Origin of the sequence: Gemmatimonas sp. (assembly GCF_044376735.1) — a bacterium.
Taxonomy (GTDB): Bacteria; Gemmatimonadota; Gemmatimonadetes; order Gemmatimonadales; family Gemmatimonadaceae; genus Gemmatimonas.
In genome coordinates this window covers 24,275-40,551 of the sequence record NZ_JBILKJ010000024.1, presented here as the reverse complement: position 1 = coordinate 40,551, position 16,277 = coordinate 24,275, and the positions used below count along the sequence as shown (strand labels likewise).

At 66.3% G+C, this 16,277-nt stretch carries 13 protein-coding genes; 6 read left to right on the top strand and 7 right to left on the bottom strand.

Going from position 1 to position 16,277, the window contains the following annotated elements:
* A partial coding sequence (locus ACIRA7_RS06180) for an ABC transporter substrate-binding protein (protein ID WP_396219968.1) occupies positions 1 to 628 on the bottom strand: 628 nt, incomplete at its 3' end.
* A gap of 6 nt (positions 629 to 634) precedes the next feature.
* On the opposite strand from ACIRA7_RS06180, the gene ACIRA7_RS06175 reads away from it, so the two are divergent.
* On the top strand, positions 635 to 1,615 hold the full coding sequence (locus tag ACIRA7_RS06175; protein WP_396219967.1) for an ABC transporter permease: 981 nt from the start codon (positions 635 to 637) through the stop codon (positions 1,613 to 1,615).
* On the top strand, positions 1,612 to 2,445 hold the full coding sequence (locus ACIRA7_RS06170; RefSeq protein ID WP_396219966.1) for an ABC transporter permease: 834 nt from the start codon (positions 1,612 to 1,614) through the stop codon (positions 2,443 to 2,445). The genes ACIRA7_RS06175 and ACIRA7_RS06170 overlap by 4 nt, the downstream gene beginning before the upstream one ends.
* Before the next feature lie 28 nt (positions 2,446 to 2,473).
* Here ACIRA7_RS06170 and ACIRA7_RS06165 read toward each other — a convergent pair whose 3' ends face one another.
* Positions 2,474 to 5,191, bottom strand: a complete 2,718-nt coding sequence (locus ACIRA7_RS06165; RefSeq protein ID WP_396219965.1) for a glycoside hydrolase family 38 C-terminal domain-containing protein — start codon at positions 5,189 to 5,191, stop codon at positions 2,474 to 2,476.
* 180 nt (positions 5,192 to 5,371) lie between these two features.
* Between ACIRA7_RS06165 and ACIRA7_RS06160 the strand changes: the two genes are divergently transcribed.
* Positions 5,372 to 6,007: a VTT domain-containing protein gene (locus ACIRA7_RS06160; protein WP_396219964.1), complete on the top strand. Its 636-nt coding sequence runs from the start codon at positions 5,372 to 5,374 to the stop codon at positions 6,005 to 6,007.
* A 63-nt stretch (positions 6,008 to 6,070) separates the two neighbouring features.
* A complete protein-coding gene (locus ACIRA7_RS06155; RefSeq protein ID WP_396219962.1) occupies positions 6,071 to 6,673 on the top strand; it encodes a superoxide dismutase in 603 nt (200 codons plus the stop codon).
* A 78-nt stretch (positions 6,674 to 6,751) separates the two neighbouring features.
* Here the strand turns inward: ACIRA7_RS06155 and ACIRA7_RS06150 are convergent, their stop codons facing one another.
* The 5 genes from ACIRA7_RS06150 to ACIRA7_RS06130 form a co-directional block, all read right to left on the bottom strand.
* Positions 6,752 to 7,633 (bottom strand): permease, encoded by an 882-nt coding sequence (locus ACIRA7_RS06150; RefSeq protein WP_396219961.1) that lies wholly within the window; start codon positions 7,631 to 7,633, stop codon positions 6,752 to 6,754.
* A 49-nt stretch (positions 7,634 to 7,682) separates the two neighbouring features.
* Positions 7,683 to 8,402, bottom strand: a complete 720-nt coding sequence (locus ACIRA7_RS06145; protein ID WP_396219960.1) for a YIP1 family protein — start codon at positions 8,400 to 8,402, stop codon at positions 7,683 to 7,685.
* A complete protein-coding gene (gene speA / locus ACIRA7_RS06140; RefSeq protein ID WP_396219959.1) occupies positions 8,399 to 10,357 on the bottom strand; it encodes a biosynthetic arginine decarboxylase in 1,959 nt (652 codons plus the stop codon). Before speA ends, ACIRA7_RS06145 begins: the two co-directional genes overlap by 4 nt.
* 73 nt (positions 10,358 to 10,430) lie before the next feature.
* A complete protein-coding gene (locus ACIRA7_RS06135) occupies positions 10,431 to 11,222 on the bottom strand; it encodes a TIGR00266 family protein (RefSeq protein ID WP_396219958.1) in 792 nt (263 codons plus the stop codon).
* Complete coding sequence (locus tag ACIRA7_RS06130; RefSeq protein ID WP_396219957.1) at positions 11,222 to 14,179, bottom strand: alpha/beta hydrolase family protein; 2,958 nt, start codon at positions 14,177 to 14,179, stop codon at positions 11,222 to 11,224. The genes ACIRA7_RS06135 and ACIRA7_RS06130 overlap by 1 nt, the downstream gene beginning before the upstream one ends.
* A gap of 130 nt (positions 14,180 to 14,309) precedes the next feature.
* On the opposite strand from ACIRA7_RS06130, the gene ACIRA7_RS06125 reads away from it, so the two are divergent.
* Positions 14,310 to 14,900, top strand: a complete 591-nt coding sequence (locus tag ACIRA7_RS06125) for a DUF502 domain-containing protein (protein ID WP_396219956.1) — start codon at positions 14,310 to 14,312, stop codon at positions 14,898 to 14,900.
* On the top strand, positions 14,900 to 16,225 hold the full coding sequence (locus tag ACIRA7_RS06120; RefSeq protein ID WP_396219955.1) for an amidohydrolase family protein: 1,326 nt from the start codon (positions 14,900 to 14,902) through the stop codon (positions 16,223 to 16,225). The genes ACIRA7_RS06125 and ACIRA7_RS06120 overlap by 1 nt, the downstream gene beginning before the upstream one ends.
* Positions 16,226 to 16,277: the final 52 nt, after the last annotated feature.

Genomic DNA, 16,277 nt, shown 5'->3' with positions numbered 1-16,277 from the left:
TGCGCGAGACGAAGCGAAACGGCCCGTTGCCCACCGGCGCGGTCGAAAACGGGTGCGCGCGCCAACGGGGACGTGGCACGCTGTCCAGCAGATGTCGCGGCACGATGGGCAATTCTGCGAGCACGGTGGGCAGCGAGGCGCGTGGGGCGCGAAATACGATGCGCACGGTGCTGTCGTCGAGCGCAGTGACGCTGTCCATCAGCGCCACATCGCCGGCCCGCGGCGAGCCCAGCGCGGTGTCGCGCGCGGCCGCGATGGTGAACGCGACGTCGGCGGCGGTGGTGGGCACGCCATCGTGCCAGGGCAAACCGACATACAGCGCGAAGGTGACGGCCCGACGGGATGGATCCCAGCGCCACGATCGCGCCAGGTAGGGTTCCGGCTGCAGGGCACTATCGAGCTTCACGAGGGTGACGAAGAGGGCGTGGCGCTGCAGTTGCCGCGAGAGCGGGTGTACCGTGACCAGCGGATTCCCGGACTCGAGGTCGGCCCCGGACGCCATGACGATGGTGCTCGGCGGTCGATCGGGGCGACCACAGGCCGGCAGGGAGAGCATCAACGCGACGGCCATCGCCGAGGCAATCCATCCCCACGCGCGGGTTGACGTCCCCGCGCCAGGAGGCATCATCCTCACGTGCATCGACTTTCGTCGCGCGTGCTCGACGCGCTCGTGCTGCTCTGGCTCGTTACCACCATCACCTTCGCGCTGATCCATTTGGCGCCGGGTGATCCGGCGACGTTGCTGATCTCCCCGACGGCGTCCGCCGACGACGCGGCCCGGCAGCGGACCGCGATGGGGCTGGATGCGCCCCTCCCGATGCAATATGTGCGGTGGATCGGTGGCGTGCTGCGCGGAGATCTGGGCGAGAGTCTCGTGCGCGCGGAACCCGTCACGCGTGTGATCGCCGAGGCGTTGCCGGTGTCGCTGTTCCTCGGAGGGGTGTCGCTGTTGGCGAGCTTCGTGTGCGGCACGCTTCTGGGGCTGCTGCAGGCGTTGCGAGCGCCGCCCCGCACCGACCGCGCGATCACGGTGATCACTACGACGATCTATGCCGCGCCGAGCTTCTGGCTGGCGCTCGCAGCGGTCACACTGTTCACGTCGGGCGTGGTGTGGCTTGGGCTGCCGGAGTCGATGCGATTGCCGGCGTTCGGCATGCAGGACCCCGCAGCGAACCCGTCGTCGATCGGCTGGACCGATCGTTGGCGCCACGCCGTGCTACCGCTGTTGGTGCTGTCGTTGCCCGGTGCCGCCGGGGTGGCTCGGTTTGCCCGCCGTGCCCTGCGCGACGCCGCCGGTGCCCCGCATGTGCAGGCCGCCCTCGCGCGTGGCCTGGCGCGCGGTGCACTGGAGCGCGCGCATATACTTCGCAACGCGTTGACGCCGCTGGTGGTGCTCTTCGGCCTGACCCTTCCCGGCGTCATCGCCGGCTCGGTGTTCGTGGAGCAGGTGTTCGCGTGGCCCGGCCTCGGCCGCACGATGCTGTCGGCGATCGCGGCGCGCGACTATCCGGTGGTGCTGGGCCTCACGCTGGCGTACGCCGGCGCGGTGATCACGGCCAACCTGCTGGCCGACGTGATGGTGCTGCGGCTCGATCCGCGCCGGCGGTCATCGTGACAGCTGGGCGCGTGCCGCGGTGGGCGGTCGGCGTATTGCTGGCCACGATACTCGCGGCGGTGCTGGTGCCGGCGCTAGCACCGGACGGCGCACGCGACATCGGCGATGTGTTGGCCACGCGCCTCGTTCCGCCGTTGTCACGCGATGGGCGCGGCGTGTGGCATCTCCTCGGGACTGACGCCTTCGGCCGTGACCTGTTGGTGCGACTCTGGACGGGCGCGCGCATTTCCCTGGGGGTCGGGGTGGCCGGATCGGCGCTGAGCGGCCTGCTGGGTATTTTGCTGGGTGCGATCGCCGGCTGGCACGGTGGCCTGGTCGACCGCGCCCTCGTGGCGCTGGGGGACGCGCTGCTGGCGATTCCCAGACTGGTGCTGCTCCTCGTGATCGCCTCGCTCTGGGGACCGGGGCTTGGCGTGGTGATCCTCGTGCTGGGGCTGACCGGATGGATGTCGGTGATGCGTCTCGTGCGGGCCGATGTGCAGGGGGTGCGGTCTCTGGCGTTCGTGGAAGGTGCGCACGCACTCGGTGTACCGTCGTGGCGCGTCTTGCGGCGCCATGTGTTGCCGAATGCGATGGGCAGCGCGCTGGTGGCCATCACGCTCGGGGTGGGTAACGCCATTCTCCTGGAAAGCGGTTTGTCTTTCCTGGGCCTCGGGATTCAGCCGCCCGCGTCAAGTTGGGGGAACATGATCGCCGGTGGTCGCGAGTGGCTGTTGACCGCCCCGTGGATTGCCTTGATGCCTGGCATCGCCCTGGTGATCACCGTGGTGGCCTGCACGGTGATCGGCGATGCGCTCGGGGATCGCCGCGCATCGAGGGACGTCCGCTAGGCGCGCGAAGACGGACGCGGCGAACGACTCAGGGCGCCGCGGCGATGTGGACGGTGACGATCTCTCTGGGTCCGGCTACGAAGTCCACCTGTGCGCCAGACGATCGAGCGGCTTCGCACGGCGTTTCGTCGAGCCGACAGCGGGTGATGCTCCACGGCCCCTCGTGCGGCAGGATCCACCGTCCCGACACGGTGTCGTCGGTGAGGTTGACGGCGCGCAGGATGACGCCGTCCGAGCGCTGCGCCAGCGTGACGGCCGATGCTTCCAATCCGCTCCCAACGAGCCGTGGGCCCGACAGGGAGGATGCCGTGGGCGCGACCTCGAGGTCACGCCACGTTTCGCCGGTGAGCGGCAGCAGCAACGCGTCGGCGGCCCGACCGTTGCGCGGCATGACGTCGGGACCGTCGGGGTGCAGCATGATGCCGACGCGGGCGGCGAACGGACCAAGACACTGCGCCGCCGGTATGGGGGACGGCCATCCGGCATGACCCGGACGTTCCGGTAGGTCGGCACACGAGAGTTGGCCAATGGCGCGCACCAACGTGACCGCGAGCGCGCCTGGCGTCGATTCGGCTTCGGCGAGGCCATCGGCGAACACGGTGACACAGTGGCCGTCATCCGACTGCATCGCCCAGCGATGCATCGGCATCGTTGGCACGACGGCTTCCCGCGGGGCGCCATGGGTGTTCACAGGCATGGTCGGGAGGTGACGCGTCACCGGACCGAACGCGGCATCGGCCGTGGTGACCGCGTGCTCCAGTCCCGTGTGCCAGACCAGCTGCAATCGGTGATTGCGGCGGCGGTTCACGCCACGCACGTCACAGCGCAGCACGTCGGCTTCCGCGTCGAGTACGAGCGTGGTCTCCACGCGGATGTCGCGCGTAGTGGACTCCCATCGCAGTCGAACGGCGCCCCGCAACGGGCCACGCTGCCGCACGCGCGTGTCCACACACACGAGACGTTCGGCGGCGCCCCGCAACGACGGTGTGTAGCTGTCTCCCAGATCGGCGGTGCTCTCGAGCCGCAGGGCATTCGCAATCTGGCGCCCGTGCTGCTCGATGCCGACCTGTCCCTGGTGGAACGTCACGCGCAGAGGGCCATTGTCGAGCACGATACCCGATCCCGTCTCCATCACGCGTACCGGCCGCGGGGCACCGATCTCCCCGCTCGTCGTGTCACCGAATACCCGAAGGCCGAATGCCGGCACCTCCGGGATCCATGCGATCGCGTGATGCACGCGCACCAGATCGTTGTCGGGATAGTGCTGCGGTGACTCGCGGCGCGAGTGCACGACGCGGGCATCGAGCGGCTGCAGCAAGGCGCCGGCCAGGCGAGGCGGGTTCCCTTCGCTCGGCGCGGTCACCGGCGGCACGTCCGCGCCACCAGGACCAACCGCGACATCGCCGAGGGTTTCGATGAGACGCAACTCCACGACACCGCCACGCGCCGTGGCCGCGCGATTCCGCACCACGATTGCGTGATTGCTGGCGGGCTGCACGGCGCGCGAGCGCGCCGCGACTACGTCGTGCTGCAGGGCGAGCTGCAGCGCCGCGTCGCGCAGCCCCTGCACCTGCGCGTGCACGCTTTCCTGTCGCACCTCCATGGCCCGTGCGACCTCGTCGGTGGAACAGCCGCACAGGGTATCGTGCGGGTGCGTTTCCAATAGCTCCTGCCACGCGGTGTTCAGCAATGCCGGCAACTGCGCGAGGTTGAGGGTCCCGTTGTCTGACGTTGCGCGCGAGCGGGCCCGGGCGTGCTGCAGCCAGGACAGCGCCAACCACGGCTCGACGTCACGGAGCAATGCACGCTCGAGCCGGGCGTTCCGGCGCTTTTGGTGCGCGCGCGTGCCGAGGGTCCCGCCGAGGGTCCATGTGTAGCCGTACGAATCGCGGAGTTCACCGCGTACGTTCGGCAATGCCGCGGTGCGGCCGGCGGCGTCGAACTGCTTGGCGAACGTGGTCAGCGAGGCGCGTTCCACGATGGCGGCCGGAGCGGCCGCCACGCGGAGCGCCGCGACGGCGTCATGGATGTCGGGCTGCAGGGCGTGATGATCGGCACCGTTCAGCAGCAGCACGATCCCGGTGCGATTCCGTCCCGACAGCACCGGCTGCATACGGTGCCAGCGCGCGTCGGCGGCGTGAACGTCGGTGGGGAGCGCGCTTCCGTATTCGTAGCCGTCGGGCGGCAGGTGGTGCACGACGACCGTCGATTCATCCGGTGCGTGCCAGCGGAACGCGTCGGCCGCGGGATGCGTGGCGCCCCCGGCACCACGCCACACGACAGCGACGGGAAAACCGTAGCCGGCGGCGATGGCGGGGAGCGCGGCGGGATGCCCGAAGGTGTCGGGGCAGTACGCGACGGGCGGTGTGGCGGCCCCGAACCGATGGAGCACGCGATGGCCCGCTTCGAGATTCCGCAGGATCGCCTCGCCCGAGGGGATGAGGTTGTCGGCGAGCACGAACCACGGACCTGCCTCGAGCGCCCCCGATCGGAGCCCTGCACCAAGCGCGGCTTCCCGCTCGGGGCGGACGGCGAGGTAGTCCAGCAGGGTGATGGCCTGCCCATCGAGGAGAAACGACTCCCCTGAGTGGTTACGCGCCAGCACGGCATCGAGGAGGGCCACCAGCCGCTGACGGAACCGCGCAGCCGTGTGGTACCACTCGCGGTCCCAGTGGGTATGGGAGACCACGGAGATCCTGAGCGGGACCTCGGGGCCGGCGCGGGACTCGTCGGGAGAGGCGTGCACCGACGCAAAGTACCGCGCGATCCGAACCGGCGGCCAGTCGTCGTGAAACCGTTGGCCTGCGCCGTTGGCCTGCGCCGACGGTCAGGCGCACCGGCGGTTGACCGCAACGTGGCCCCGGTCGACCTTTCGGCCTGCTGAATGCGCCGTGCTTTCCGTTCCCGTCTGTATCCGGATATCTGCTTGGAATTTCTGACCGAGTTCTACCATAGGCTTCGCGACCTGCCCGCCCTGGTGCAGTGGGCCGGATATGTCGGGCTGACCCTGATCATCTTCGCGGAGACCGGGCTGCTGGTCGGCTTCTTTCTCCCTGGTGATTCCCTTCTGGTCACAGCCGGACTGCTCGCGGCGGACCCGGCATTCGGCCTAGACGTGTGGCTGCTGGGGCTGATCCTGACGGTGGCCGCCATCGTGGGTGACACGGTGGGCTATCATGTAGGCAAGGCGACGGGACCTCGAATCTTCACCCGCGAGGACTCGCTCTTCTTTCACAAGGATCACCTGCTGAAGGCGCAGGCGTTTTACGAGAAGCACGGTGGCAAGACGATCATCATTGCGCGCTTCATGCCGATCGTCCGGACGTTCGCGCCGGTCGTGGCCGGCGTAGGCCAGATGCGGTACGCCTCATTTCTTGCCTTCAACGTCGTTGGCGGTGTGCTGTGGATTTGGAGCATGCTCCTCACCGGCTTCGTGCTGGCGAAGACGGTGCCAGGGGTGGCCAAGCATGTCGAGAAGGTGATTCTGGTCGTGGTGTTCCTGTCGATCCTGCCGGGCCTCATTGCCTGGTGGCGCAATCGCGGTGCACAGGCGAAGGCCTGAGGCTACCGCACCGAACGGTTCGCATTCGCGTCGTACTCACGTCATACAGAAGGAGTCGTTGTCATGGCCCACGTTCTTCCGCCGCTGCCCTACGCGCCCGAGGCGCTCGAGCCGCACATTGATGCGCAGACCATGAACATTCATCATGGCAAGCATCATCAGGCGTACGTCACGAACCTGAACGCCGCGATCGAGAAGGCGCCCGAGTTGGCGTCATGGTCGATCGACGAACTGTGCAGCAAGATCAACGACGTGCCGGAGGCGGTCCGCACGGCGGTTCGCAACAACGGTGGTGGTCATTGGAACCACTCGCTGTTCTGGCAGACGATGGCACCGAACGCCGGCGGCGAGCCCACCGGCGCGTTGGCCGAGGCGATCGCGAAGGCGTTCGGATCCTTCGCGACGTTCAAGGAACAGTTTCAGGCTGCGGGCATCGGCCGCTTCGGTTCGGGCTGGGCGTGGCTGGTGTCCACGAACGGCGTGCTGTCGATCATGAGCACGCCGAACCAGGACAACCCGCTCATGGAAGGCAAGCACGCACTCCTCGGCTGCGACGTGTGGGAGCATGCGTACTATCTCAAGTACCAGAACCGTCGCGCGGACTATCTGGCGGCTTATTGGAACGTGGTGAACTGGTCGGAAGTGGCGAAGCGTTTCGCCGCCTGATTCTTCAGATAATCACACGATGAAGGGGCGCCGTGCACTCACGGCGCCCCTTCATCGTGCCGGTGATAAACGCCTCGTTCAGGCCTCAGCCATCTCCGGCTGGGCGCTCTGGCGGGCGCTCATGATCAACGTGAACGCGGTGTAGGCGACCACGACCGCGACCAACCATCGCATGGCGGTGAGCGGTAGTGACTTGACGATGTACGCCGCCACGAGCACGGCGGGAACACCGCCAATGATATTGCCGACGACCGCCCTTGCGTCGACTTTGCCAAGACGAATGAATCGTGCGCTGGCAAAGGGCATCAGGAACGCACACGATCCCATCATGATCGGGAATGCAGCGGTGGGACTCATGCCGAGTGCGCTGACCAGCAACAGACAGGGGCCGTACAGGCCGATGCCGATCGTCATGAGCACTCCGAGTACGAAGTTGCCGAACAGGGCGATACCGAGCTTGGCGCCGGTGACGCCAATGGCCTCACCACCGCCGGGGATGGCGCCAGCCGCCTGCGCGAAAGTGAGCGCCGCCGCACCGGCCAGGCACAACCCCATGCCCAGCTGAATGCGCCGCGTGGGCCACTTCGCCACGAGGCCGGCGCCAATCCACGACCCGAACACGGCGGCGATGATCATGCCGACGAGCGTCACGGGCTCCACCTCGACGACCTGCGTGTAGATGAACGCCTGCGCCAACGTGGAGAGTGTATGCCCCGCGTTGAGCGTGCCCGGAATCAAGGCATCCCTCACCCACTTGGTGGCCCGATAGATCGTGGTGCTGGTCGCGAACGATCCAATACCAAGGGTATCGAGAAAATCCGTGAACATGCCGGTGAGAATGAAGCCGGCGGTCGGACGCACGGAACCAAGCTTCGGCAGGCCGCGCACGAGGGTGACCACGTGATAGATGGCCACGAGCGCGAGGCCCGCGAGCAAGAGGCGCTTAGCGTCGAAGTTCATGTGCTGCGGAGGGAGGTGGGAATGGAGGCCCGAAGGGCGGCGGACAGGACTACGCGAGCAACGCCGGAACGACCGTCAACGCAACGCCCAATCCCCAGGCGACCAGCGCACCAATCACGGCAGCACTCCGCTCGACCCGGCCAACGACGCTGATGCCGACGGCCATGATGACGAACTGCCAGACATTGAAGATGTCGAGGTTTGCCAGGATCGCCATCAACGCCGGCGACGTGGCGACGGGATCGACAAACCGGGCCGCGCCGAGCGACGCATCGGAGAACGAGCGAATGCTTTGCGGATCGGCCAACGCGCCCTGCACCGCCGTGGCGATGAAGCTGAGCACGCGCGGCACCGAAGCCAGGGTGGCGATCAGCATCGCCTGCCCGAAGGTGGAGCGCGCCGATACGACCTTGCCACCGACAAAGATCAGCAGGCCGGTGATCACCGCGCCAATCGGAATCATCAGGACACCCGTCGCGATGAATCCATACACCGCGAACTTCTGTGCCGCGGCCAGCGCCTCCGCCGGCATCGGCTTTCCTCGCGCTGCCATCTGTTGCAACTGCACGTCGAAATTCGCATCGATGTACGGCTGAATCAGCCCTTTGGTCGCGAGCACAATGACCAGCGTGATTGCCGTGAGCACAAGGATATACATCCCGACGCCATTGGCCCGCGAGCGATCGAACACTTTCGCGGGCGCCCACAGCACTTCCAGCACGTCCTCGAACACACTGCCTTTGGATGCATCAGCCGAAATTTCTTTCATCGAGCGGCCTCTCCCTCGAGATAGGTGTATCCCTCAAGCCCGGCGACGTAGTCTGCGATGAAGGCATTCGCCTCTTCGCGCGTCAGGGCTGTTGCGGCATTCACCTTACGACGGAACGTGGCGAGAAGTTGCGACGCACCGAACTGCACGTAGTTCAGTACCTCGGTGACCGTATCGCCCTCCACCAAGTCCGTGATCTCGTACGCACCCTGATCGTTCAACCGCACGTGCACGGCGTTGGTATCGCCGAACAGGTTGTGCAGATCGCCAAGGATTTCCTGATACGCTCCCGTGAGAAAGATGCCGAGGATGTAATCCTCGCCGTCGCGGAACTCATGGAGTTCGAGGCTGGGACGCCCCTTCTTGTCGCCCACGAACCGGTCGATCTTGCCGTCGGAATCGCAGGTCACGTCCTGCAGCGTGCCGCGGCGAACCGGTTCCTCGTCGAGCCGGTGGATCGGCATGATCGGGAACAGCTGATCGATGGCCCAACTGTCCGGCAACGACTGAAAAAGCGAGAAATTGCAGAAGTAGCGATCGACGAGCGCCGACTCGAGCTCGGGGAGGATGTCGGCGTAGGTGTCTTCGTCGGCCTTGGCGATCCGATAGATCGCATTCATGGTGCCCAGCCAGATCACTTCGGCCTTGGCCAGCCCGCGCAGGCTCAGCACACCGCTGTTGAAGTAGTTGCGGGCGCGGTCCTTGTCGAAGGACGCGTCGTGGAACACTTCGAGCACCTTGCGGGGCTTCGCGCCGCGCTCGGTGAGCGTACGCCAGTCTTCGTACATCTCGTGCAACAACGAGTGCTCGTCGTCGTCGAGGACGGGGATCGGCTGCTCGGCCTGGGACTCGACGTCGATGACCTTCACGAGCAACAGGGCGTGATGCGCGGTGAGCGCGCGTCCGGACTCGCTGATGATGTGCGGCATCGGCAATTCGGCATCACGGCACGCCTCGGCGATCGTATAGATCACGTCGTTGGCATACTCCTGCAGCGAGTAGTTGACGCTCGCGTTGTTGGTGGAGTTGGTGCCGTCGTAATCGATGCCCAGTCCGCCGCCCACGTCCACATGGGTGATGTCCACACCGATGGCCCGGAGCTCGAGATAGAAGCGCGCGACTTCCTGCAGCCCCGACTTGATGAAGCGGATGTCGGTAATCTGACTACCGAGGTGGAAATGAATCAGCTTCAGGATGCCGATCTTTCCGAGCGCCTGCAGTTTGTCGATGAGCTTGATGAGCTCGGCCGAGCTGAGTCCGAACTTGCTCTTCTCGCCGCCACTCTGTGCCCACCGGCCGGCTCCTTCGCTGGCGAGCTTGATACGCACGCCGCAGGTCGGCGTCACGCCGAGTTCTTCGGCGACTTCGAGCAAGACGTCCAGCTCGCTGACCTGCTCGAGCACGATGAACACCTTGTGTCCGAGCTTCTGCCCCGTGAGGGCCAGCCGCATGAACTCATGGTCCTTGTAGCCGTTGCAGACGATGAGATGCTCGGTGCTCTCCGAGAGACCGAGCACGGCCTGCAGTTCGGGCTTGGAGCCGCACTCGAGTCCGACGCCGTGCGTCTGACCGAACTTGACGATCTCTTCGACGACGTGCCGCTGCTGATTGACCTTGATGGGATACACGGTGGTGTAGCCACCGGTGTACTCGAATTCCTTCATGGACGCATCGAACCGCTCGCTGAGCGTTTCGATGCGCGACTTGAGGATATCGGAGAAGCGCAGGAGGACCGGGAGGGCGATGCCCTGCCCTTCGAGATCGTGCGCGAGGTCGCGCAGGTCGGCGGTGAGATCCGGCCGGTCCGGATTCGGACGGACGATGACGCGTCCGCGCTCGTTGATGTCGAAGTAGCCGGCGCCCCAGCCCTCTACGTTGTAGAGCGCGCGCGCCGATTCGATGGACCAGGCAGCCGGAGTCGGCGCCTCGGTCGTGGGCTGAATGCGAGTGGCCATAGGCCGCGAAAGCTAGGGGGTTCGAGGCGGCGGAGCGAGCCGCCGCCTCGAATTCCCTCGGCGGCGACGCGGCCTAGTTGTCGCCGTCGAGGAGGCCGCCGAGGCCGCCGAGGATCGAACCCTCGCCCACGCGCTTACCGCCGGCCCGCGGCGCTGCCGCGATGATGCGGTCGGCCAACCGGGAGAAGGGCAACGTTTGGAGAATGACGCGGCCCGGACCGGTCAGCTGGACGAAGAACAACCCTTCGCCGCCGAACAGTGCCGTCTTGATGCCGGGGACGCGCTGGATGTCGTAATCCACCGTCGGCTGGAACGCCACCAGACAGCCCGTATCCACCCGGAGCTTCTCTCCCGGTGCGAGATCGATCGCGTGCAGCGTCCCGGAGGCGTGGAGAAAGGCGAGACCGTCACCCTGCAGCTTCTGCAGGATGAAGCCTTCGCCGCCGAAGAAGCCCGCGCCGATCCGGCGGGTGAAGGCGACGGAGATGTCGATGCCGCGCGCGGCGCAGAGGAAGCTGTCCTTCTGCGCGAGCACCGTACCGCCCCAATCACGCAAGTTGAGCGGGACGATCTTGCCGGGGAACGGCGCCGCAAAAGCCACATCGGCGCGACGCGCCCCGCTGTTCCCAAACAGTGTGACGAAAAACGAATCGCCCGAGAGCACGCGCTTGCCAGCGCCCACCAGCTTGTCGAACAGTCCCCCGCCCTTTGCGTTCGGATCGAGCGTGGTCGCCATCGTGATGCCCTCGCGCATGAACATCATACCGCCCGCCTCGGCGAAGACCGCTTCGCCGGGGTCGAGGGTGATGATCACGGCCTGCAGGTCATCGCCGATGATCTGGTAATCGATTTCATCAGCCGCCATCACTTGCCTCCATTCGGGTTGGACATCTTCACCTGATCGCGCCCCTTCTCGAGGAACGGAATGCCGCGCACCATCCATGACGGGGCATCCGCCCCCTGAAGTTTCACGGCGAAGAATTCGATCATCTTCTTGTCGATGTCTTTCTGGTTGGCGCGCTTGGTCGGATTGTGTTCGTCGCCGTTGTAGACGACCATGTACGCTTCCTTCTGCAGGCGACGCATGGCGACATAGAACTCGATGCCTTGGTACCACGGCACCGCGCCGTCGTTATCGTTGGCCATGAAGAGGACCGGCGTGGTCACGCGATCGAGCTTGAACAGCGGCGAGTTCTCGACGAAACGCTCCGGATACTGCCAGAGCGATCCGCCGATGCGGCTTTGAGTGTGCTCGTACTGGAACGCACGGGCCAGCCCGGACTGCCAACGGATGCCCCCGTACGCGCTGGTCATATTGACCACGGTTGCATTGGGGACCGCGGCCGCGAACATGTTCGTCACCGTGATCAGATACGCCGACTGATAGCCGCCCCACGACTGACCGGTAATGCCGACGCGCTTGGGATCGACGAAGCCCTTGGCGATCAGTGCCTGCACGCCGGGGATGATCGACTTCGCCGCGCTCGGCCCCGGCTGTCCATCCGTGTAAATGATGTCGGGTTGGAAGACGATGTAGCCGAGGCTGTTGTAGACCAGCGGATTGACCGTATTGCGTCCAGACGGCGCGACATAGTTGTGCAGGCCGTCGGTGAGCTTTTCGTAGAAGTAGACGATCATCGGGTACTGCTTCGATGGATCGAAGTTCTCCGGCTTGTGGAGCAGGCCACGGAGTGGAATGCCGTCGCCATTGAGCCATGATACCAGCTCCACCGTTCCGCGCGGATACTCGGCATCCTGCGGATTGGCGTTCGAGATCTTCACGGTCGCGGCGACGCTCGCGCCGGTGTACAGGTCCGGGAATTCGCGATACGTGCTCTGCGTGAGCAGGTACTGCTCGGCGTTCCGCGCCTTCTGCAATCCGTTCAGGTTGCGGTCGGCCATCACGATCTTTTCCGGCTTACCGTCCACACCCATCCGGTCACGCCAGAATCCCGTCGCCTTGGTGAGCGAATCGACCGCCCGCAGCAGCAGTGGCTGGGTGGTATCGAGGAAGGGATCTTCGCGATCGAGATCGACCACGCGGAAGGTCAGTCCGGCGCGACGTCCTTCCCCATCGGTGAGATTCCGCGGGGCAACCACACCAGCCGGATCGACTTCCCAGACGTCGAAGCGATCGTACATGAGCACGCGCTTGTCGCCCGTGCTCCAGCCACCGAGTCCATACGGCGGCGGCACATCGGGCGAATCGAACTCTTCATCCTGGAACTTCACCGGCAGCTTGTCGGTGAGCACCGACTTCTTGCCCGTGGCAATGGCGTACGACACCCACTGCCCGCGTTCGAACCAGGTGACGTAGTTGCCGCCGGGGGAGAGCTGTGCATTGCCGTCGAGTCCCTTCGCAATGAGGGTACGAGCGCCGGTCGCCGGGTCGATGAGATACACATCGCTCGCGCCCTCACCCCAGAACTGGGGGATCGCGTATTCCACCGCGTTGATGCCGAGTACGCGACGGCCGTCGTCGCTGACAGTGACGCGAAGGCTATCGTTGGCCAGCTGCGTCCATTTGCCGCTGGCGATCGTGTAGAGCGCCGTGTAGGTGCGATTGCGATCGCGATTCGCGCTGACCTTTTGCTGCGGCTGGATCTGCGTGTCCTTCCAGTGCCACAGATCGTAGCCCGCCTTGTCCACCAGCGAGTCGGCCGGGATCGAATCCATCGGCACATTACCGAGGGAGAAGATCACGCCGTTCCCCTCGCGGGTGAAGCTGAGCGCGCCGCGTTCGGCGATCAGCAGACCGGCAGGCGCTTCCGTGGCGGCGACGATCTTGCGCGCGGCGACCGGCTTGCCCTTGGCCGGCACGAGAGACGCGTGATACACGGCCATCTTCGGCTTCGGCGTGGAATCCCCGACGTCGGAGAGGAGGGCGACCTGCGTGCCCTTCCGATCGAAGGTCATCCCGCGATAGGTGGCCTGACCGGTGAGCAGCGGCGTGACCGTACCCGAGGCGAGTGCCCGCACGAACGCGCCGTTCCCGGCGCCATCGCGGGTGGTTACGGTGTAGCCCAACCACTTCTCGTCGTCGTCGAAGGCGAAGGCGGTCACGCCGTCGATACGCTGGTCGGTACCGGCGGCCAGATCGCGCAGCACGAGCGTCACGCCGTTCTCACGGCGCGGAGCGACCGGGGCGCCCGGCGGCGATCCGGCACCGTTGCGGGGCGCGCTGGTGGTGTCTTCCAGCAGATAGGCGAGGAAACGCCCGCCGTTGCGGGCCAGCCGATACGACCGCACCCCGGCGACCCGGGTGACGGTGCCGTCGGTGAGATTCATGATGCCGAGGCCGTTGCGCGGTGCGGGCGTGCCACGGCGCGTCCGGGCGCGCTCCACATCGGAGCGGGAGGCATAGATGGTGAAGGCGACGAACTTGCCGTCGGCACTGAACTGCGCGGGCTGCGCGGAGAACTGCGCGGCCGAGTCCGCGGCGGGTTGCAGCTGCGGCCGACCGGTGAACCCGCGTGGTGCGCGATACTCCGTGGCAGCGGCCGTGGCCCGTACCACCAGTTCCCCTTCGCCGACGACGGGGCTGAGCGTGTAGGCGGCCCACTTGCCATCATTCGAGAGCGACGACCCGGAGATGGTGCGCCACTCGTCGTAGGTATCCTGGGTAATGGGCTTCTTGCCAGCCGGGAGGGGCGGTGGCGTCCAGCGGGAGACGCTGGTGTACGGATTGGCAGGCACGGCCGACGGCCCCACGGCCGCGGGCTGCGCGTTCAGCCGCGGCGCGACGAACGCGCCGGCGATGAGTGCCGCCGCCGAGGCCGCACGAACGGCGCGGTGGTGTGCAGCATGGGTCGAACGATTCATTGGCGATCGCATCATCTGGAGGGTGCGAGACGGGAGACGGGCTGGTCGTTCGGAGCACGGAGCCCCAACTTGGGCCAGAGGCTGTTGGGAAAAAGCTTAACGGCGCGGCTCCGACCGCGTGAGGATTTCGATGAGACGGTTGCTCGGCTACTTCGTGCGCGGACTCGTACTGCTGGCCCCACTGGCGGTGACGGTGTGGGTGTGTTGGCTGCTGTTTACGAACGTCGATGGCTTGCTGGGACTGCCCATTCCGGGCGCCGGGTTCGTGGCCACGCTGTTGCTGATCACCGTGGTCGGGTTCCTCGGATCCAACCTCCTTACGCGATCGGCCGTGAGCGTGCTGGAGGGGCTGATGGGACGCCTCCCGTTCGTGCGGCTGCTGTATGGTTCGACCAAGGATCTCCTGAACGCGTTCGTGGGCGAGAAGCGCCGTTTCGACAAGCCGGTTTTTCTGGATCTGTCGCCCGACGGCGGCGTGCGGCTGGTGGGGTTTGTGACCCAGGAGTCGCTGGCGCACCTTGGTATGGCGGAGTACGTGGCCGTGTACTGCCCCCACTCGTACAATTTTTCCGGTCAGCTGCACCTCGTGCTGGCGACCCGCGTGCGGGCGCTCGACGTGGCGAGCGCTGATGCGATGGCGTTCGTGGTGTCCGGTGGGGTGTCCGGACTCGTCGCTGCCGCTCTTCCCACTGGCGAACTCGCCACCGTCCGGAGTTCCTGATGCTGCACCGATCCCGCACCGCTTGGGCGGTCTTCGCCCTGACCTCGTCGCTGAGCGGCCAGACCGTGTTCGCTCCCGCGGCGGTCGCGCAGTCGGCGGCCCCAACGCCCCCCGCGGTAAGGCCGATTCTGCTGGTGCCCGAGGCCGTATTCGACGGCGTGAGCGACGCGCCGCAACGCGGATGGGTGGTGCTGGTGCGCGGGGCCCGCATCGCGGCGGTCGGACCGGCGGCGAGCATCGCGGTGCCCGGCGACGCCGAACGCATCGCCTTGCCCGGCACGACGCTGATGCCGGGGATGAGCGATCTGCACAGTCATGTGTTGCTGCATCCCTACGACGAAACGCCGTGGAACGATCAGGTGCTGCGTGAGTCGCTGGCGCTGCGCACGGCGCGCGCCGTCAATCACCTGAAGGCCACGCTTGACGCGGGCTTCACGGTGTTGCGCGATCTCGGCACGGAGGGCGCCGAGTACGCGGATGTCGGCCTCAAGGAAGCGGTGGATCAGGGGATCATTCCCGGGCCGCGGTTGTTCGTCACGACCAAGGCGATCGTGGCGACCGGATCGTATGGACCGAAAGGATTCGGTGCGGAAATCGGCGTCCCGCAGGGGGCGGAACAAGCCGACGGCATCGACGGCGTCACCCGCGTGGTGCGCGACCAGATCGGGCATGGCGCCGACTGGATCAAGATCTACGCCGACTATCGCTGGGGACCGCGCGGCGAAGCGCGGCCGACGTTCACGCCGGAGGAGTGGGGGGCGATCGTCCGCACGTCGGTGTCGAGTGGCCGGCCGGTGGTTGCACACGCCAGCACCGTGGAAGGCATGACCCGCGCGATCATGGCCGGCGTGGAAGGCATCGAGCACGGCGACATGGCCACGCCCGAGGTGTTCGCCCTGATGAAGCAGCACAACGTGGCGTTCTGCCCCACCCTGTCGGCGACCGAAAGCACCACACGCTACCGCGGCTGGAAGAAGGGCGTCGATGCCGATCCGGCAGGCATTGTGCAGAAGAAAGCCATGTTCAAGGCGGCGCTGGCGTCGGGTGTCACGATCTGCAACGGCAGCGACGTGGGCGTGTTCGCGCACGGGACGAATGCGCTCGAACTCGAACTCATGGTGGAATACGGCATGACGCCGGTGGCGGCGCTCAAGGCGGCGACGAGCGTGAACGCCCGCATCATGCACCGCGAGACCGAGTTCGGCCGCGTCGCGCCGGGGTTTCTGGCCGATCTGGTGGCCGTGACTGGAGATCCCAGCCGAGACATCCGGGCGATTCGCGCCGTACGGATGGTCATGAAAGGCGGCGCCATCGTTCGCCGGTAATCGTCAGGTCGCAGGGGTGAGTCGGTGGGCACGAGATCGGGTCGGAGCGCGT